The organism is Psychrobacter sp. M13 (assembly GCF_030718935.1).
GTDB lineage: Bacteria > Pseudomonadota > Gammaproteobacteria > Pseudomonadales > Moraxellaceae > Psychrobacter > Psychrobacter immobilis_G.
Genome location: NZ_CP132194.1, coordinates 112,747 through 132,186, shown reverse-complemented (window position 1 = coordinate 132,186; position 19,440 = coordinate 112,747). Strand labels below are relative to the sequence as shown.

Genomic DNA, 19,440 nt, shown 5'->3' with positions numbered 1-19,440 from the left:
AGGCGGGTGTTTTTATAAAGATAATCAGGTAAAGTAGCTTATCAAATACTCGTTTTTTAACATTGAATAATACGGAGTTATCTATGACTGAAACCTTTAACCCACAAGCCAATACCGTATTTTGTCGCAAGTATCAGCAGGACTTGCCAAAAATGGCGCATCCCCCTTTTCCAAATAAAAAAGGACAAGAGCTACAAGAAACGGTTTCGGACAAAGCTTGGAAAGAATGGCTTGAGCAGCAAACCATGCTGATCAATGAAAACCATCTAAGCATGCTAGATCCTGAAGCTAAAAAGTTCTTAACCGATCAGCGTGATAAATTTTTGGATAACGAAGATTACGAGCGCGCACAGGGTTGGACGCCTGAAAGCAAGTAAATTAAAACTAAGTAAATAGTCTAACAACTCATCTTTTACAACGTTGCTTAGCAGACTTTTTTAACTAGATCTAATATGACAAAGATTTGTAGCGATGATGACTTTGCATAAAGCAAAAAATGACATTGTATAAAAAGTGACATTATCTATATAAATAAATAGCATTAGCGCTTAGGGCAAAATTTTGTTAGTATCAAGACGATTTACAACACTGACAGACTCGGGGTGCGGTGTAGGTGGCTATTTAAATAGTCATCGTACATTCGCTGAGAGATCACCCGCCGAACCTGATGCGGTTAGTACCGACGCAGGGAAGTCTTAAGCACTTTGTTATTTAGAAGTAAAGGATATGCAGAAATGCCTTTTTATTATCGGTGTATATTTAGTACAGCTTACGTTTTGCTAAACAATAACGTCTAATAAAAAGTTGCGTCCAAAGTATGATTGATAGCATTTATGACTATTTTGCTTAGTGATAAACTCTATTAATCCACTGACATTTACTTTGATAACTTATGCTTGCCCCGCAGCTACTGGCGGTGTTGCCTTACCCTTAGACAACACAATCGCTAGGACAGCATATGACTACTGCAACGATTCATCCAACACCTGACAGCCACTCATCTACACACTCTGAGCCGACATTATATAAACCTGCTAACTCGCCTGTCACAAACTCAAGCAAAGCAGATAAAAAGAGCGACGCGCTAAAAACTCCTGCTCATCGTAGTGACACTGATGCGCGTTTTGAAGAAGACGCTCGCGACTTGCATCGTATCTTGCCCGCCTCTCATAAAGTCTATATCGAAGGCACGCGTCCTGATATTCAAGTGCCCATGCGCAAAATTAGCCTTGACCCTACTCCAGTACAAGGTACTCCTGAGAACGAGTGGGAGCCAAATCCAGCATTTTATGTCTACGATACTTCTGGCGTCTATACTGATCCCAACATTCAGATTGATCTAACCAAAGGCTTGCCAAAATTGCGCGAAGGCTGGATAGCTGAGCGCGGCGATACTGAACAGCTAGATGGCTTGTCCAGCTCATATGGTCTAGCGCGTGCGCGTGATATCAGCACCGCCAATCTAAGATTCGCTCATATTGATAAACCGCGTCGTGCCAAAGATGTCGCTGGTAAAGCAGGCAACGTCACGCAAATGTACTATGCGCGCCGTGGCATCATTACTCCAGAAATGGAATACATCGCCATCCGCGAGACCCAAAAGCAACACGAGCTGACCGATATGCGCCAACATGATGGGGAGAGCTTTGGCGCGAACACTCCTACTGTCATCACTCCTGAATTTGTGCGCTCAGAGGTAGCAGCAGGACGCGCAATCATTCCTAATAATATCAACCACCCTGAATCTGAACCGATGATTATCGGGCGCAACTTCTTGGTCAAAATTAACGCCAATATCGGTAACTCAGCGCTCGGCTCTTCTATTGATGAAGAAGTCTCTAAAATGACGTGGGCGACACGTTGGGGCGCTGATACCATCATGGACTTATCAACGGGTAACCATATTCATGAGACTCGTGAGTGGCTAATTCGCAACTCACCGGTACCGATTGGTACGGTTCCTATTTATCAGGCACTAGAAAAAGTCGATGGTGTCGCTGAAGATTTAACGTGGGAGATATTCCGCGATACGCTGATAGAGCAGGCGGAACAAGGCGTGGATTATTTTACTATTCATGCAGGTGTTTTACTCGAATACGTACCGATGACTGCTGGACGCTTAACGGGTATCGTCTCACGCGGTGGCTCTATCATGGCGCAGTGGTGCCTTGCGCATCAACAGCAGAACTTTTTGTATACGCATTTTGCTGATATTTGCGAGATTATGAAACAGTATGATGTGGCGTTTAGCTTAGGCGATGGCCTGCGCCCTGGCTGCTTGCAAGATGCCAACGATGAAGCACAATTTGGTGAGCTGCGTACCCTTGGAGAGGTAACCAAAATCGCTTGGGAGCACGATGTACAAGTAATGGTTGAAGGCCCAGGTCATGTCGCGATGAACCGCATTAAAGAGAATATGGACTTGCAACTTGAGCTGTGTAATGACGCACCTTTTTATACCTTAGGGCCATTAACGACCGATATCGCACCTGGGTACGATCATGTTACGAGTGCTATTGGCGCGGCGATGATTGGCTGGTTTGGTACCGCGATGCTATGTTACGTCACGCCAAAAGAGCATCTGGGCCTGCCGAATAAAAAGGATGTCAAAGATGGCATCATCACTTACAAAATCGCCGCCCATGCTGCCGATCTTGCCAAAGGTCATCCGGGTGCACAAGCACGTGATAATGCCTTATCCAAAGCCCGTTTTGAATTCCGCTGGGATGATCAGTTCAACCTAGCACTCGATCCTGATACTGCCCGTGAGTTCCATGATGAGACTCTGCCAAAAGACGCTCATAAAACCGCTCACTTTTGCTCGATGTGTGGCCCGAAGTTTTGCTCAATGAAAATCACCCAGAACGTGCGGGAGTATGCTAAGGGTTTGGAGAGTAAAGGGGTTTAAAAACTGCCTGATTATTCTCACAAAAAAGCCTAGCGCTATTAATAGTTGCTAGGCTTTTTTCAGTTAATTTTTTATTGAAGTATTGAAGTATTGAAGTTACGAAGACTCTATAATTACAGGGATTGCTTGACGTAGGTAGTTATCCCAGAATTGTTCTCGATTGGGTACATTTTGAATATTCTGCAAGAATCCTAAGCATTCATCAGCAGATAGTTTAAGATCAACACCGCGCAAGAGTCCAATAACCCCACTAATCATATTCAAAGTGTCTATTTGTTGAGCGTTCAAGAGACCTGCATCGTCATTTAAGCTAACCTCCCTCCAAAGTTCTTTCGTTATATCTAAACTTTTAGTTAATTTAGGGTTATTTTCGAAAATTTCTTCTCCAGTGATAATCATTTCATGACTCAAATCTGGAGCATTTTTTTCGCAACTATTAATAAAAGCATTAATGGTAAAATACATAAAGTTAGCTTGTAGTAACTCGTAATCAATGGTCGCTAAGTCAATACTTGCAAGCTCTCTAGTAAATGGATTGGATATTGGCTCATGGACACTGGCATTAAGTGTGCAAGGAATATATAGAGATGTTACTAAAGCTACTTTAATGAGCTTAGAGTTGATAGAGAGCATAGTTCACCTTGACAAGTAACAGCAAAAAATTCATGTATAGCACTAAAAAATCTCAGTAAGCAACAAGCTCGCTGAGATCATAAACTAATCCTATAATACTCTAAATTCTAAACCTTTGACGCCTCATAAATCTCATTGATTGAAGTGTCAATCGTATCAGAAAACTCTTGATCGCTTTGCTGTTTACTCAAACCCTCAGTAAAGGCACGTGAGAAGCTAGCAATCATGCCAGGGTTTTGCTTAAGCTTATCGCATGCATCAGTACGGCTATAGCCACCTGATAATGCCACAACTTTTAGCACTTTTGGATGATCGATCAACTCTTGATAGAATCCCGCCTCTTCAGGCAAAGTCAATTTCAGCATAACTTGCTTATCATCTGCCAAACGATCTAAATTGTGCAATAGATTGGTTTTGAGTAGTAGCTCGCAATCGTGCTTTTTCGCGCTATTGATATCCACTTCTGGCTCAACGATGGGCATAAGACCTTTAGAGATGATTTGCTTAGCGACGTCGAACTGTTGCTGTACGACTAGCTCAATACCATCGACATTGGGCTCATAAATAACCGAGCGCATCTTCGTGCCAAATACTGGATATCTATTTGCTTTGTCCAGTAGCGCATCCAGATCAGGCATCGGACGCATTACTTGTACGCCGCTCATCTGTTCTGCTAAACCTTTATCCACCTTTAAAAAGGGTACGATATTTTTATCTTCCCATAGATAGTTGGCGGTGGGCTTGCCTTCAACCTCGCGATCCATCGTATCTTCAAATAGTATAGCGCCAAGGACACGTTCATTATCAAAGCAATCGCAGGTCATAATACGCGAGCGCATAGCATGTACTTGATCAAACATTGCCTCGTCATTGTCATAGTCATCACTGGTGACGCCATAATTCTCCAAGGCCTTAGGGGTACTACCGCCACTTTGATCGAGTGCGGCGATAAATCCTGAGCCCTCTTTGACACGTTGGAGCTGTTTGTTGTATTGTTCTTGATTTTCCATTACTTGTATATCCTATTATTATGATAAAAATAAATCGATAAAACAGTGTTAATAAAACAGTGTTAATAACAGATATTTATCGGTTGCAAATTACCTTAGCATATGACGTGCAAGCTGCCTATAGCCAATCCGTTAAAAAGTACGCTAAGCTAAAAATTAGCTCAGGTTCGCCATATAATTAGGGTCTATTGAACTTAAAAGCGCTATAGCGTGACTGGTATCTATTTTTAGCAGCCTTTGTCAGCGTAGACACAGCAAGCAGTAAAAATTTATACCAGTTACGCGGCACAATAATACGCATCTGTTTTATCTATTATTAACTACGCCAAAAATAGCACCGCCACACAGCTGATTGCTAATACTATACCCAACATATTGATTCGATTAAGATGCTCTTTGAACACCCCAACACCGATGAGTGTTGCGACTGTGATAACCCCAACGTTCATACCTGTGAATACGATGCTTGGCGACTCAGAGAGCACTTGATGCGCGCGCACATAAGCGTAAATATTACCCATATTCAGCGCACCTAGTAGCAATCCAGCGGCTAAGGCTTTGCCCTGCCAGCGTACTCGAGTGATAAGTAAATATATAAACAGCAGTAAGCCTGCCAGCCCAAAGCTGACAAATAAAGTCAGTGGAAAGGCCGCGCCTTGTTTAGCGACTTGCTTAAATAATATATCGATAGTGCCGTAGCCTATCCATACGCCAAATAGCCACAGTGGGGTATACAGTGCGTGTTTACTAACGGTAGTATTGTCATGAGTATTAGCCATCGTTTGCGTTGGTCGATATACTAAAGCGCCAAGCGCTAACACACCTAGCAGCAAGCCAAAGATACGTGTGCCAGTCAACACTTCGCCAAATAAGAGAAAAGCGGCGATAATCGGAATAATCAGTGATAAACGCTGAGCGGCGTCGGTGGCGACCATACCTACCGCTTCAATCGCTCGACCCAAGATCATAAACACTAGGGGCAACAAGATACCCAAGGCAATAATAATCAGCCAAGCGCCACCTAAACCATCTATAGCGCTCACTTCAGGCTTTAATAAAAATAGGGTCAATAAAAACGCCACAGGATAACCAGCAACGATAGTTTGACGAATATCTATATCGCGTTGGCGTAGCACCTTTAACAGTACCGAGACGGCAACACTACAAAGCACCGCGAGCGTTAAATACAGCATAATTATTTACCTTTTGAGCCTTAAATATATGGACGGTTGCTGTTATAGAGCTGAGATTTTATATCGCGATAATGATTGCTATAAGATACAGTGGTCAGGTCATCAAAAACCATAGAATGTAACAATATATGTCATTAATATCAATACCTATATTTTCCTAATACTATTTTATTCTTAACTCCTTATAAACATTTGATATAGCGTCCATTGCTCAAGCAATAATCAAGCAGATAACAGGTTTATTCCTATACGCTATAAATTACAATTAGCCTGCAAGGCAGATAGCTAGATTTTGCTAAAATAGAGTGCTGTTTTATCTTTTAAATTTATGTAAATCTTAGCGTCAAATAAGCTCTGCCAGCGCTTATCTTGACGTATTGTTACTGATATATTGTTATTGCCTATGAATGCTCTATTTCGCTTTTTTGAAACACGCCTATCTGCCTTTCCCGATACTCCAATGCCACTGCCCTCACCTCGTGATGGGTTGATGAAGTTTTTGTGGGCCTGTACTAAAGGTCTGCGCGGTTGGTTGCTGCTATTTATGATCTTGTCAGCAGGTATTGGCATCTATGAGGCGATGCTATTTGCTTGGATTGGCAATATCGTCGATTGGCTAGGTATCTATACTCCGCAAAACTTATGGAGTGAGAAAGGCGATATCTTGCTGTTAATGCTGGCGGTGATGCTAGTGAGTCCATTCTGGATTGCCTTATCCTCATTTATTCATTTTCAGACGCTGCAAGGTGTGTTTCCAATGCAGATGCGCTGGCGATTTCACCAGCGCATGCTGAGTCAATCGATGCAGTTCTATCAAGATGAGTTCTCTGGACGAGTATCTGCCAAGGTCATGCAGACTGCACTTGCCGTGCGCGATACAGTGATGACTGTCGCTGATATGTTTATGTACGTCACTGTTTACTTTATTACGACTGGCGTCATTTTGTTTAATTTAGACAGCATGCTGCTGATACCTTTTATCATTTGGTTTGTGCTAGTTAGTCTGTGCATGTGGTATTTCATTCCAAAGCTTAAAGTAACCGCCATCGTCCAAGCGGATGCGCGAGCGCTAATGGTTGGACGCATTACTGATGCCTACGCTAATATTATGACCGTCAAGCTATTCAGTCATTCACGCCGCGAGCTAGGTTATGCCAAAAATGCTATGGGGCAGTTTTTAGGGACGGTGCATGCGCAGATGCGTTGGGTGAGCTATCTTGAGGTCTCCACTCATCTAATCAGTGTAATATTAGTTAGTAGTACTGCTGGCATCGGCTTATATCTATGGCAACAAGGTGCTGTTGGGGTCGGTGCTATTGCTGCTGCGACCGCGATGGCACTGCGGCTCAATGGCCTGACTCGCTGGATTATGTGGCAGACTGCTAGTCTCTTTGAGAGTATCGGTACGGTACAAGATGGTATGCGCACCCTATCAGCGCCGCAAACTATTGTAGACAAATCAAATGCGCCAAAATTAAAAGTGACCCAAGGGCGTATCATTTTTGATCATGTCGACTTTGGCTACGAAGGTAATAAAGACCTTGATGTTGAAGGCGCGCGTATTGACGAAATCCCGACAATGGAAACAACCGCTATAAGCTCAAGAGTAAAGCTGCTAGATGACTTTTATTTAGATATTAAAGCAGGAGAAAAGATTGGCTTAGTCGGACGCTCAGGAGCGGGTAAATCGACTCTGGTAAATCTGCTATTGCGCTTCTTCGATGTCGATAGTGGCAAAATCTTAATCGATAACCAAGCGATTGATCAGGTCACCCAAGAGTCGCTACGTCAACAAATCGGTATGGTCACCCAAGACACCTCCTTATTACATCGTACGGTACGTGAAAACATCGCTTATGGTCGCCCTGACGCTAGCGATGAAGAAATCATTATCGCCGCCAAGCAAGCGCAGGCTTGGGAGTTTGTCAAAGACTTGTATGATGATAAAGGCAATACAGGACTCGATACCCAAGTTGGCGAGCGCGGCGTCAAGCTATCAGGCGGACAGCGCCAACGTATTGCCATCTCCCGAGTTATGCTCAAAAACGCGCCAGTACTACTGTTAGATGAAGCCACTAGTGCCTTAGATTCTGAGATTGAGTTCGCTATCACCGAGAGCTTGAATGACATTATGGAAGGCAAAACCGTCATTGCAATCGCCCATCGCCTCTCGACTATCGCCGCTCTTGATCGTTTGGTGGTGATGGATCAAGGTCGTATTATTGAGCAAGGCAGTCATGATGAGCTATTAGAATTAAATGGTGTCTATGCTAGACTTTGGCATCGTCAAAGTGGCGACTTTTTGGGTGAATTGGAATAGTAAACCATAAGTAATACATGACAAGGAATTGCTCGCATGATCGAAGATTTTGCAAAAAGTATTACTCTTGATAATAAACGCGCTCGCTATTATGAGTTGAGCGAATTAAATAGCTCGGTCAATAAAGAGACTGACGATAAAAATTGCGAACGAGTCAAAGCACACTTTTATGGTGGTAATGGCTTCACTGTAGGTAATTATCAGCCTTTATTGATTGAGCTTGCTGCTGGTTTTGAGCTAAGCTCGCTTGCAATGCGTGGCTATTGGCATGATAAGCCGACCGCCCAAGTATTAACCCGTGAGCAAGACGCTGATATGCTGATTAAGTTTTTGGAGCAGACGCAAGATGCTCCTATCATCGCTATCGGTCATTCGCAAGGCGCGACGGCGACAGCTATCGCAGCGGCCAAACGTCCTGACTTATTCTCACAGCTTTATTTGATTGAGCCTGTCACCTTTACCAAGTCACAAGCGATTCTATATAAGTTAATTCCTCGCGCTATCAAGTTAAAGCGTCAACCCTTTAAAAGCGCTTTAGAAAAACAAACGATTTGGTCAAGCGTAGATGAACTCTATGAGAGCTTACGAGCAAATAAAGCGTATCGCCGTGTCTCTGATGAGCATCTGTATCTATTCGCCAAAGAGAGCCTAGTACAACAAAGCGATGGTAGCTATACCTTTATATTTAGCCCAGAGCAAGAGATTGCCAATTATTTTGGTATTCCCTATATCGATGGCGCTCTAAAGAAACTTAAAAAGATGAATCTTTCCTATCAGCTCATTGTTGGTAAACCGACTATCTTTATAAGTGATAAAGTACGTAATAATTGGCGTAAGTTTGTGCCAGCCAGTCAGCTCACTACCCTGCCCGAAAATGGTCATTTATTACCGATAGAAGCACCGAAAGTATGCGCGGATACTATTTTGGCTTTACATAAGGCTGCCAATAGTTGAGATATAAGAAATTGTAAGAAAGTGATAGTGAGTAAGCACAATGAAAGATCTTTTTGCCCCTAAATCTACTGACAACCTCTTGCCTTATGATGGCATAGTAAACGATTTGGGTATCGTCATTGGTGAGATGGATGCGCTTTATGAGCAATTAGCCACTGAGCTACCTTGGCAAGCAGATACGGTCACTTTATTTGGTAAGACACATATCACTACTCGTCAGATGGTTTGGATGGGTGACAAGGGCTTAAGCTATACCTACTCTGGACATGCGCGCAAAGCTATCGATTGGACACCATCCGTATTACAAATTAAAAAACAGGTTGAAGACAAACTAGCAACTATCGGTATCAAAGTTGAATTTAATACTTGCCTGCTTAATTTTTATCCTACAGGCACAGATGGCATGGGTTATCACGCGGATGATGAAAAAGAATTAGGCGAGCAGCCGACTATTGCCGCACTGTCTTTAGGTGCTACGCGCAAGTTTGTTTTTAAACACAAAAAACTTAAGCACAGAAATAACAGATATCAAGACAAGCCCGTCAAAGTCGAGCTTTATCTTGAGTCGGGTCAGCTAATTGTCATGCACGGAGATACTCAGCAGTATTGGAAACATACGATTACTAAGACTAAGACCATGCATGAGGGACGAATTAGTTTAACTTTTCGGCGTATGCTAACTGTTTAAGCTTGATATCTAATTAGGTTTGCTACCCACTTGAACTTTTACTACTTTAGACGTTTTGTCTATTCAAAAAACGCTGACGGTAGCACTGATATGCAGCCTCACAGACGCTTGCTGTGTAGCTAGCATTGACGCCACCTGCGACCACTGCACCTACCGCTGGTACTATCTGTGCCGCTTTAGTTTTGACCAAATTAGTCGCGACTTTTGTTGCGGTTTGACGTAATACCCGTGACATGACCTCTTCATTGATTTGATTGAGCGCCAAAGTTTCAGGGTCTTTGCCGTCGCTCTTCAAAGAATCATTTTTCGATTTATCACTATTTACTAAGCTAAAAGTATCATCCAGCGCGGCTTGTCGCTCATCACCTGAAGTAGACGTTGCTAACCCTAATAGCGACATCGCAAATACTTGCTCGTGCTTGGCAGTCATATCAAAACCGTAATAAGTCGCATATTCACTGATAGCACGCAGGTTGGCAGTAATTAAGCCGACCACATCGGCAGGAATGCCTGCCCAGCCGACTATGCCCGTTGTCACCCCTTGTGCGCTAGTCAAGGCAACATATTTGCTCTTAAATAATTTGACTTGGTTATCGGCGACTGCAATAGGTAGATTTTGAATATCTATGAGCTTCTTTATATCTGTACCATCGCTATCTGAGTCATTACGATAGGCTTCGATAGTATCTTGCACATCTATCGTCCAGTTAGCCGCGTCACTCAAGCTCACTATAGTTTTTTCAGTTGCTTGCTTCAGGGTATCACCTAGCTGCGGTACATTCATCAGCGCCTCGCCTGCCTTTTCAATAGGCATAGCCAAAGCAGCAAGAGTCTTATCTAAAATACTACTGTCAGGATACATCCAATCTTCTATTTCTTGACGAGCTTTGGCAATATAAGCCTCATTATCGAGTGTTTGCTCATTAATTTCATTATTAGCATTATTAACATCCATATTAGTTTCTCCAATATCCTATAAGTTAAAAGAATAAAAACAGCTCGCTCTATACTTGCTATCTTTAAAACTATAACAGTATGCTAAATCGTCTTTTGTAAGAAAGTTCGTTAATGGGTATGGCTTTAGTAAATTAATAAAAGCAATGACTTATAACCCTTATTATTTTGCTAAAACATTCAAATCACTTAAAGATAAGAAGTCATTTAAGCATAAAAAACGCAAGATAAAGGCAGCCTCTATCTTGCGTCTTAGAATTTTTATCATTATGAACTAGATAGACACTTGCAGTACTAGTTTGCCAAAAGCATCACCTTTTTGTAGTTCAGTATGGGCGGCAACGACTTCAGATAAGGGGTAGCTGTTTTCGATATGCAGCTTTAGGCTACCATCAGCCACTTGTTGTAAAACGCGTGCCATATCCTCGCCATTAGGTTTGACGGCATAGCCTTTGATAGTTAGCTGATCGCTACCTGCGGCTTTTAGCTTATCGACCCAAATAGAAGGCAGCACATACACTCGACCATCAGATTTGATGGTGCTAAGCGCGCGCACACCAGCATCATCGCCGACTAAGTCTAACAGTACGTCAGCTTGCAAATCTGGAAAGTTATCGTCTTTGGTGTAATCGATCCAGCCTGTTAGTGCCTCTTTATCGATGAGCTGATCAAGCTTCTCGTATTTTTCAGGAGAGCAAATGACAGTAACTTTTATATTTTCACGAGTAATCTTTTCTGCCAATAGCTGAATAACTAACTGACCAACGCCACCTGCTGGCGCATTCATAACGATATGCTCACCTGATTTTATATCAGCAAAGTCCACGAACTGCACGGCGGTTTGACCAACACAAGGTAGCGCACCTGCTTGTTCTAGAGTAACGGACTCAGGCACCTGTGCTAGTAGATCAGCATCGACAGCGACATATTCGGCATAACAGCTGCTATCAAAGCTCAGTGCGGCGACTTTATCACCTACTGCAAATTTGTCGCTGTTGCTCTTAGCTACTGTACCTGCCACATCAAAGCCTAAAATAGCAGGCTTGTCTTGCTCAAACTTATCTTTACGAATATTATCCGCGCCCCAGCCTTTGCCTTGACGAGTTTTATAATCGACGGGATTAATCCCAGCATAGGCTACTTTTATCAGTACTTGCTCGTCATTTAGTTCAGGAACAGCAACGCCGTCTTGATACTGCATGACCTCAGGTGCGCCAAACTCAGTGATTAAGACAGCATGTTGCTGGCTAGGTAGATTGTTAGTAGACATAGAAATGATTCCTTTTTTATTTATCAGGTTTTACTTTTTACTAAATAGTTTATAACAAGGCCAACTCTGCACTGATTGGCAAATGGTCGGATAGCGTTGACCAAGGTTTCCCCGTATGTACCCACGCATCTTTAACCGTCAGATTACGCACATAAATACGATCTAGGCTCAGTACAGGTAGCTTCGCAGGAAAGGTCGGTAGCAGCTTGCCATGACAGTGTCTAAAGGCTTCTGTCATCCCAAGGCTATTGGCTAATTTGTCGCAAGACATGCGCTTCCAATCGTTAAAGTCTCCTGCCAAAATAAGCGGCTGACCATCATCGATCTCGTGACGCACATAATCGCTAATCGCTTGATATTGTTTGACCCGATCGCGCTCAAAGAGATTAAGATGAGCGCATAACACCACTACAGGCCGCTCCCATCCTATGGGTTGTACTTCGCAATGCAAGACGCCGCGCTGCTCAAGTTTGTTGACGCTGATATTGACATTATGCTTGGGATCTAACGGAAAACGACTTAATACCGCATTACCGTGATGACCATTTTCATACTCTGAGTTTTTGCCATAGCTGTTTTCTAACTGCAAAAACTCGCCAAACCATTCATGCTGCGATTGATCAGGATATTCGTTATATTGCATATTACGCTTAAGGTTCTGCCCTTGCACTTCTTGCAGACATAAGATATCCGCCCCTGCCGTATCCAATGCTTGAGCAATACCTTGCATCTTTACCTGACGATTCATCGGCGACATACCTTTATGAATGTTATAGCTGGTCAATACAAAAGAGTCTGTAGTCATAGGTTTAGTAGTCATAGCATAGAGTGAGCGTTAAAGTAGATTTATAAAAAGTCAGTACAGGTTAATATAACAAATATAATAGATGATCGTTAACAAGAGCGCTGTATTAACAAGCCGTTTAAAAGCAGAGGTCTAAAAACAGTAGCTTAAAAGGAGATAATATACGAGGTTTCTTATCCTCTTTAACACCCGGATTTAATACCATATAGATCTATTGATGAGCTGCATGCCTACTACTAACTTACTATTAACCCGCTATCAACCATAATTATATTCTAGATAATCGATAATATCTTGCGACTCATACATCTGTGTGTCGGTATTCGGATCAACTAGATAAGGAAATAGCAACTCACCCTTAATCTCCTCATGCATCAAACGATCGCGTTTGCCGCCTTTGATAGGCTGGTATTCACCCTTAGTTAAATGAAAACCAAATGCGCCAATATCTTGGATACGCTCACGAGCGACATTATGATTAATATATCCTACTTCAAGCTCGCTTAATTTTTCGCGTACCAAACGACAAAACGGACTGGCTTCAAAACCATACAGATGTAGCGGCTGTTTAGGTTTAGCACGAGCTAAATTTTTCTTAGGATGCACCGCTTTTGCCCCACGCATCATGGAGGCGACACTTGCCACTTTATTGGCTAATGAGGCATTATCCTTTTTATTTTGGCGCTGGTACTTATCTGGGGTAAAACCTTTTTTGGAATAATTAGCAAATAGATGATCGATAATCGCTTGTGAGTCTAATATCTGATCGCCCTCTTCGCCGTTAGCACCATCCACATTGTTTTCGTCAATCAAGAACGGTACTTGTGCCTTACCTGCCAGCTCTTTTAGCTCGTCACGATAGACATGGCCTTTGTGCGGGCTTGGGCGACTCTCATAGTCAAGATTGAGCAATGTCATGACTTCACGGACGCGGCGTGAATATGGACAGGCCTCAAATTCGTATAAGACCAGTGATTTCTCAGGTTGCATGGGATTGGCGGTACCCATCACTCCACGTCCACCACGTAGTATTAATGAGACAAACGCCTGCGCACTTTTGATTTTATGACCAATAGCATTATTAGGGATAATCATTATCGATACCTTTATGAAATAAAATATGTGATTTAGTACTAGAGCATGTCTTTAAACTAAAAGAGCATTGATCCTTAGTGAATCAATGCTCTACTTTAGATCTGTCTATGCTTGAGATAACCTAATTAATAGCGAGTCACTAAAGCTATAGGCTGATCAGCGCCCATAATCTCTTCTGGTAAGAAGATAACATCGCCACCATTATGAATGACATGTTCAATAATGACACCGATAGCATCATCAGTTACGCCTTCGCCAGCAGCATCATCTACTAAGGCTAATGTCTGCGCTTTTTCATCGATTTTGGCAGGTTGAATATACCAGCGACGCACATACAAGGTCTCGCCTGCACCTTGGAATGCTCCCTGATAGACTTCTTGTAAGTCCGTACGTAGCATATTAGCGCCACGAGCTTTATCAATCTCACCCATCGCCTGCATATGTAGCGAGCTACGATACTCTTCTATCGCCTCTTGTACCCCATCGATAATGTGCTGAGCGCTGCCATCATCAAGACGAGTAACATTGGTTACCGTTGCAATGATATTCTCTGGACGGTCACAGACTTCTTTATAGTAACCAACGTTTTTGGTATCACCGATAACCACAAGCGGCATTTTATGCTCGCCCCATAGCTCTTGGACGCTCTTATCAACTTGGTTGAAGTACTCTTTTAGATGAGCGCTCTCGTTATTCGCTGAACGGTCAGAGCCGCCATCGCTGGTCTTGTATAAGCCATTATTATCAATTGGGAATGGAATGTTTTCCATATTGTTTTGCTTATCTGAGTCTTTATCAAACTCCATGACCACACGATCATTTGAGGCTTCAATTAAGCGAGCAACGTCACCCGTCAACACTACAGCATAAAAATGTACGGCACTTGCCATATCACGGACGAGATCACGAGTAGCAAAGCTATCTGATATCACTACACGCTCTTTGGTATCAAGTGGCATACGAATCAGCTGAACATCATCAGTACTAGCAAAAATAGCTAATGTATCGAGGTTATAATTATGATTCAAATCTTCGGTAACTTTGTGAATGTGCGCTAAGATAGTCGATGCTGTATTTTTATCGTATTCTTTATTCAGACGATCTTCGGCGACTTTGAGTTGGTTTTTGAGGGCAATAGGATCTTGTTCATTAGCAGGATGCTCACGGTGTGTTTTTACAAAAATACTTACCGCTGGATTGGCTTTAGATTCACGTAAACTTTTGAGAGTTGCTTTCATAAAGTATGCTCCTAGTTTTATTATCTTTAATTGCTGATTAACTTCTAATCCGCTCAGTATCGAATAACTCAATAATAAAAGACTATATAACAGATGGTTGACCCATGTGTGATTAGCCGATGAACTTATCTAAAATACTTTTTTAGTGATTCTAAAGAGCTACAAGTAATATAAATAGCTATAAGTAATTAGACTCGTTCTATTGAGTATCCTACAAAGTCATTTTTTATTCAATTGTTGTTTGACTCTATTTACTAGCCTAACAAGTTCAGCATCTTTGCTATAGAGTTAGTTTGCAAGCAAATGATATGCTTTGTAAGCGTGTCCATCACTATTGTATATTGAGAAACATTCTTAAAGACGACAATTTGTTTTGATTAAGCATTAGGACTATTGTATTAGGTTGTATTCGAAGTCAAACATACCCATTTCTTATTCATTCAGCACTTTTACTTATTGATAGTTAACATGATTAATAGTTAACATGCTTTTACTAACCCTATTTGCTTTATAGCGTAACATTTTGATTCTCTATACCTATTCAACTACTACTATTCTTACCTTTTACTGCCTTTGGACTTCTTATGACTACTGTTATGACTTATCAAAACTTGAATCTCGTTGACTTTGCAGCGACCGAGCCTACTGAGCTACAGGCTCAAGTGATAGACGCCATTGATCAATCTAATGAATTCTTAGATACGCTGTCGGTATTTCAAGATAAAGACTTTACGCCAATCAGTGCTGAGCAAGCGCTAGATGACGTGATGAGCTTTGATCATATCAATCTGGCCTTAGATCGCAATTGGGGTATCTTATCGCATCTCAATAGCGTGATGAGTAACGATGAGATACGTCATATCCATCATGAGCTGCTGCCGACTCTATCGGCTTATGGTACGCGCGTTGGGCAACATCAACCGCTATTTGATCGTTATCAAACCATCAAGAATGACAAGGCATTCTTTGACCAGTTAGAGCTTGCGCGCGCTCGTGCTATTGAGCTAGCTATTCAAAAGTTTGAGTTATCAGGAGTGGCACTACCTAAGGCTGAGCAAGATAATTTTGCCGCGATTCAAAGTAAACTATCGACTTTGTCAGCGAAATTTTCAGATAATATATTAGATGCCACCCAAGCTTTTATGCTACCTATTGAGCAATCACAATTGGCGGGTATCACTGAAAGTGGACTTGGATTGTTGGCTGATACAGGTGAGCAGTACAAAGTTCGAATGCTAGAAAAAGAGGAGCTAACCCAAGCTGAAATCGATGATTTGCCTAGCCCTTATTATGTCGCCAGCTTAAATATTCCTGTATATATCGCGGTGATGACTCATGCTGATGATCGCGAGCTACGCAAAACGCTATATCATGCTTATGTTACCCGTGCCTCAGAGTTTGATAAACATATCAATGCTCAGGGCGAGTCACTGAATAACGCTGATATCATGAGTGAGATATTAGATCTTCGCGAGCAAAAGGCGAAGCTATTAGGCTTTGACAATTATTCACAAGTCTCGCTATCGACGAAGATGGCGGACAATGTCGCCGAGGTTGAGAAATTTTTACGCGATTTAGCCGTGCAAGCTACACCGACTGCTAAACAGGATCTAGAGCAGCTGCAAGACAGTGCCAAAGACTATGGTATTGATGATTTGCAACCTTGGGATAATGCTTATATCGCTGAAAAGGTGAAGCAAAGCAAATTCAGCTTATCACAAGAAGAGATTCGCCCTTATTTCCCTTTGCCAAAAGTTCTCGATGGGCTATTTGCTATCGTTGAGCGTTTATATGGTATTACCGTAAAAGAGCAACAAACTGGACAAAACGAAACGACTAATATCGCCACGCTCTGGCATGACGATGTGCACTTTTATCAATTGTTTGATGCTGATGATAGCTTAGTCGGCGGCTTTTATTTTGATCTATTCGCTCGCAGCGGTAAACGTGGCGGTGCTTGGATGAGCGGTTTTCAAGCGCGTTATAGTCATGATATTGAGGGCTATGATCAGCTACCCGTGTGCTTTATGGTCGGTAACTTTACTCCAGCGCTGGCAGGTAAGCCCAGCTTACTGACTCATAATGAAGTGTTAACCTTGTTCCATGAGTTCGGTCATGGGCTGCATCATTTATTGACCCAAGTGAGTGTCGGTGATGTCGCTGGCGTCAATGGCGTTGAGTGGGATGCCGTTGAGCTGCCAAGTCAGTTTATGGAAAACTGGGCGTGGGATGCTGAGGGTATTGCGCTGATCAGTAGCCATGTTGAAACTGGCGAGCCATTACCGCAAGACAAGCTTGACGCGCTACTAGCTGCCAAAAACTTTCAGAGCGGTATGCAAACCTTACGTCAGATTGAATTTTCATTGTTTGATTTGCTGATTCACGCGCAGACGCCAGCGCTTGATTACGAGGGTATTTTGCAAACGTTAGAGTCAGTACGCGATGATATCGCTATTACAGAAACGCCAGAATATAACCGCTTCGCTAATGGCTTTAGTCATATCTTTGCCGGTGGCTATGCGGCAGGCTATTACTCGTATAAGTGGGCCGAGCTACTATCAGCTGATGCTTTTAGCAAATTTGAAGAAGAAGGTATCTTTAATGCTACTACAGGCAAAGCGTTCCGCGATACTGTGCTCTCAGTGGGTGGTAGCTTGCCTGCCAAGACTAACTTTGAGAACTTCCGTGGACGCAGCGCCAGTATCGACGCCTTGCTACGTCATAGCGGCTTTAATGATGCTAGCGTTGATAAGGCGGCCAGCTAGATGCGCTATCAATCACCACAGCCCAAACGTCGGTTTTTAGCAGGTGTTAGCTGTCCTAAGTGTCAGGCGATAGATGCGGTAGTACAAGTCAATATTACTGATCCGACGCCTGATGAATACATTGAATGTACGCAGTGCGGACATAGCGAGCATCGTCCTGATCCTGATTCAATAAGCGCCAAAAACAACGCTGAAGATCAGCTGGCTCGTGATGCTATGGCAACAGGCACCAGCGGCACGGTAAAGTTTAGAAATTAAAAGTTTAAGAACTAGGTGATACCATTTCCAAAACTAGAGTGGCACGACAAACTTAGACAAGCACTATATCTAGTAGGCTGAGTTTAACAATGTCAATCGCACCTTTTGGATTTGGTATAAGTATTGGGAGGTAAATACCATAGCTATTATCGAGCAAACTCATAGCCCTATTTTGAATAGCAAGGCACAAGTATTATTATTGCCCGTTAATAGCGCTGGCATATTACTCGATCCAGTATTGACACGCTGTAAGACGCTATATCCTGATAACTATCAGCGCTATCATCGCGCCTGCCGTGATGGTAGCCTATCAGTCGGTGGCTGTCTGCTCCATAAACGCGAGCATGAACGCGCAGGACTGAGTGCTAATTCTAATAACAATCAGCCTATTTATATTGCCAATCTTGTCATATCTGATCACCCTTATCATCCTACTCGTAAGCGCTGGCTAGTTGCGGCTCTTAATGATTTAGGTCAGCAGCTTATGCCGTTGATACGCTATAAAGGCATCCGCAAAATGTCCATATTGACGCGGCCGCTTATCTCTAGCAACCAGACTGTCAGCAATTCGTCTAACAGTGCAATAAGCGATACTGATCTGAGCATTACTAATACAGTGCCTTTAGAGTGGCAGTCTATTACCTTGCCCCTACTAATTGAGCATCTGCAAGACTTGCCCAAATTACGTATTGAGCTACATTTACCTAAAAGTATCGATATTCCAAGCTAAAAAACAGTATTAAGAAATAAGGATAATTCCGTGACTTCACCCACCCTAAAGTATATCGCCCATTATCCTGAGCATATTCAAACTCAAGCGGCGCAAATGATTAGCACAGGAACGCTAGGCGATTATATTCACAAAAACTATCCAACCAGTCATGAGGTACAAAGCGATAAAGCGCTATATCAGTATATTAATGAGATCAAAAATCAATATATGCGTAAAAGTGGCTCACTCACCCAAGTCAGTTATAACAGTAAGCTTGCGGTACTGAATCAGGCATTAGGTATTCACACCTTTCAGTCGCGAGTACAAGGTAGCAAGCTTAAATCCCATAATAGTATTACGGTCGCCAGCCTATTTAAAAAAGCGCCACCTGAGTTCTTAAAGATGATAGTTGTGCATGAGCTGGCGCATTTTAAACAAAAAGATCACGATAAAGCCTTCTATCAACTCTGCTGTCATATGGAGCCCGATTATCATCAGTTTGAGCTGGATACTAGGCTTTGGCTACAGTGGCAAGAGCAGTAAATTATTTAGCTAAGATACAAAATTTGTAAAGATAGTTTGTAAACGGATAGTACTGCTATGTTTCCTTCTGTGGCGCTTGCAAGGTAGATTTATA

At 42.5% G+C, this 19,440-nt stretch carries 17 protein-coding genes and 1 riboswitch; of the genes, 9 read left to right on the top strand and 8 right to left on the bottom strand.

Annotated elements, in window-relative coordinates:
* Positions 1 to 83 precede the first annotated feature (83 nt).
* Positions 84 to 377 carry an oxidative damage protection protein gene (locus Q9G97_RS00590; RefSeq protein WP_201570925.1) on the top strand — a complete coding sequence of 98 codons (294 nt, stop codon included), beginning with the start codon at positions 84 to 86 and terminating at the stop codon, positions 375 to 377.
* Between the two features lie 211 nt (positions 378 to 588).
* Positions 589 to 708: riboswitch (TPP riboswitch) on the top strand.
* A gap of 250 nt (positions 709 to 958) precedes the next feature.
* Positions 959 to 2,908, top strand: a complete 1,950-nt coding sequence (thiC, locus tag Q9G97_RS00585) for a phosphomethylpyrimidine synthase ThiC (RefSeq protein WP_305899308.1) — start codon at positions 959 to 961, stop codon at positions 2,906 to 2,908.
* A 96-nt stretch (positions 2,909 to 3,004) separates the two neighbouring features.
* Here thiC and Q9G97_RS00580 read toward each other — a convergent pair whose 3' ends face one another.
* The 3 genes from Q9G97_RS00580 to Q9G97_RS00570 all read right to left on the bottom strand — a co-directional run bounded on the left by Q9G97_RS00580 (position 3,005) and on the right by Q9G97_RS00570 (position 5,744).
* Positions 3,005 to 3,541 (bottom strand): hypothetical protein, encoded by a 537-nt coding sequence (locus Q9G97_RS00580; protein ID WP_305899307.1) that lies wholly within the window; start codon positions 3,539 to 3,541, stop codon positions 3,005 to 3,007.
* A 107-nt stretch (positions 3,542 to 3,648) separates the two neighbouring features.
* On the bottom strand, positions 3,649 to 4,551 hold the full coding sequence (locus tag Q9G97_RS00575) for a fructose bisphosphate aldolase (RefSeq protein ID WP_305899306.1): 903 nt from the start codon (positions 4,549 to 4,551) through the stop codon (positions 3,649 to 3,651).
* 320 nt (positions 4,552 to 4,871) lie between these two features.
* Complete coding sequence (locus Q9G97_RS00570; RefSeq protein ID WP_305899305.1) at positions 4,872 to 5,744, bottom strand: EamA/RhaT family transporter; 873 nt, start codon at positions 5,742 to 5,744, stop codon at positions 4,872 to 4,874.
* 403 nt (positions 5,745 to 6,147) lie between these two features.
* Between Q9G97_RS00570 and Q9G97_RS00565 the strand changes: the two genes are divergently transcribed.
* Genes Q9G97_RS00565 through Q9G97_RS00555 form a run of 3 tightly spaced genes read left to right on the top strand, consistent with a single transcriptional unit; the run spans position 6,148 to position 9,706 of the window.
* Positions 6,148 to 8,064, top strand: a complete 1,917-nt coding sequence (locus Q9G97_RS00565) for an ABC transporter ATP-binding protein (RefSeq protein WP_305899304.1) — start codon at positions 6,148 to 6,150, stop codon at positions 8,062 to 8,064.
* A gap of 36 nt (positions 8,065 to 8,100) precedes the next feature.
* Positions 8,101 to 9,018, top strand: coding sequence for an alpha/beta fold hydrolase (locus Q9G97_RS00560; RefSeq protein WP_201570913.1), 918 nt, complete (start codon positions 8,101 to 8,103; stop codon positions 9,016 to 9,018).
* A 40-nt stretch (positions 9,019 to 9,058) separates the two neighbouring features.
* Complete coding sequence (locus Q9G97_RS00555; protein WP_305899303.1) at positions 9,059 to 9,706, top strand: alpha-ketoglutarate-dependent dioxygenase AlkB; 648 nt, start codon at positions 9,059 to 9,061, stop codon at positions 9,704 to 9,706.
* Between the two features lie 46 nt (positions 9,707 to 9,752).
* On the opposite strand, the gene Q9G97_RS00550 is transcribed toward Q9G97_RS00555, so the two are convergent.
* The 5 genes from Q9G97_RS00550 to Q9G97_RS00530 form a co-directional block, all read right to left on the bottom strand.
* Positions 9,753 to 10,661, bottom strand: coding sequence for an EcsC family protein (locus Q9G97_RS00550; protein WP_305899302.1), 909 nt, complete (start codon positions 10,659 to 10,661; stop codon positions 9,753 to 9,755).
* A 273-nt stretch (positions 10,662 to 10,934) separates the two neighbouring features.
* Entirely contained in the window at positions 10,935 to 11,930 is a 996-nt protein-coding gene (locus Q9G97_RS00545) for an NADP-dependent oxidoreductase (RefSeq protein ID WP_305899301.1), read from the bottom strand.
* 49 nt (positions 11,931 to 11,979) lie between these two features.
* The gene (locus Q9G97_RS00540; protein ID WP_305899300.1) at positions 11,980 to 12,735 is read right to left on the bottom strand and encodes an endonuclease/exonuclease/phosphatase family protein; all 756 of its coding nucleotides are present in this window, start codon (positions 12,733 to 12,735) and stop codon (positions 11,980 to 11,982) included.
* Between the two features lie 258 nt (positions 12,736 to 12,993).
* Complete coding sequence (locus tag Q9G97_RS00535) at positions 12,994 to 13,830, bottom strand: glutathione S-transferase N-terminal domain-containing protein (RefSeq protein ID WP_305899299.1); 837 nt, start codon at positions 13,828 to 13,830, stop codon at positions 12,994 to 12,996.
* A 125-nt stretch (positions 13,831 to 13,955) separates the two neighbouring features.
* On the bottom strand, positions 13,956 to 15,068 hold the full coding sequence (locus tag Q9G97_RS00530; RefSeq protein WP_305899298.1) for a hypothetical protein: 1,113 nt from the start codon (positions 15,066 to 15,068) through the stop codon (positions 13,956 to 13,958).
* A gap of 584 nt (positions 15,069 to 15,652) precedes the next feature.
* Here Q9G97_RS00530 and Q9G97_RS00525 point away from each other — a divergent pair.
* The 4 genes from Q9G97_RS00525 (at position 15,653) to Q9G97_RS00510 (ending at position 19,346) form a co-directional block, all read left to right on the top strand.
* Entirely contained in the window at positions 15,653 to 17,833 is a 2,181-nt protein-coding gene (locus Q9G97_RS00525) for a M3 family metallopeptidase (protein WP_305899297.1), read from the top strand.
* Positions 17,834 to 18,091: a YheV family putative metal-binding protein gene (locus Q9G97_RS00520; RefSeq protein ID WP_305899296.1), complete on the top strand. Its 258-nt coding sequence runs from the start codon at positions 17,834 to 17,836 to the stop codon at positions 18,089 to 18,091. It abuts the gene before it with no gap.
* A 172-nt stretch (positions 18,092 to 18,263) separates the two neighbouring features.
* The gene (locus Q9G97_RS00515) at positions 18,264 to 18,821 is read left to right on the top strand and encodes a hypothetical protein (RefSeq protein ID WP_305899295.1); all 558 of its coding nucleotides are present in this window, start codon (positions 18,264 to 18,266) and stop codon (positions 18,819 to 18,821) included.
* Positions 18,822 to 18,917: 96 nt separating this feature from the next.
* Positions 18,918 to 19,346: a YgjP-like metallopeptidase domain-containing protein gene (locus Q9G97_RS00510; RefSeq protein WP_371747953.1), complete on the top strand. Its 429-nt coding sequence runs from the start codon at positions 18,918 to 18,920 to the stop codon at positions 19,344 to 19,346.
* Positions 19,347 to 19,440 lie beyond the last annotated feature (94 nt).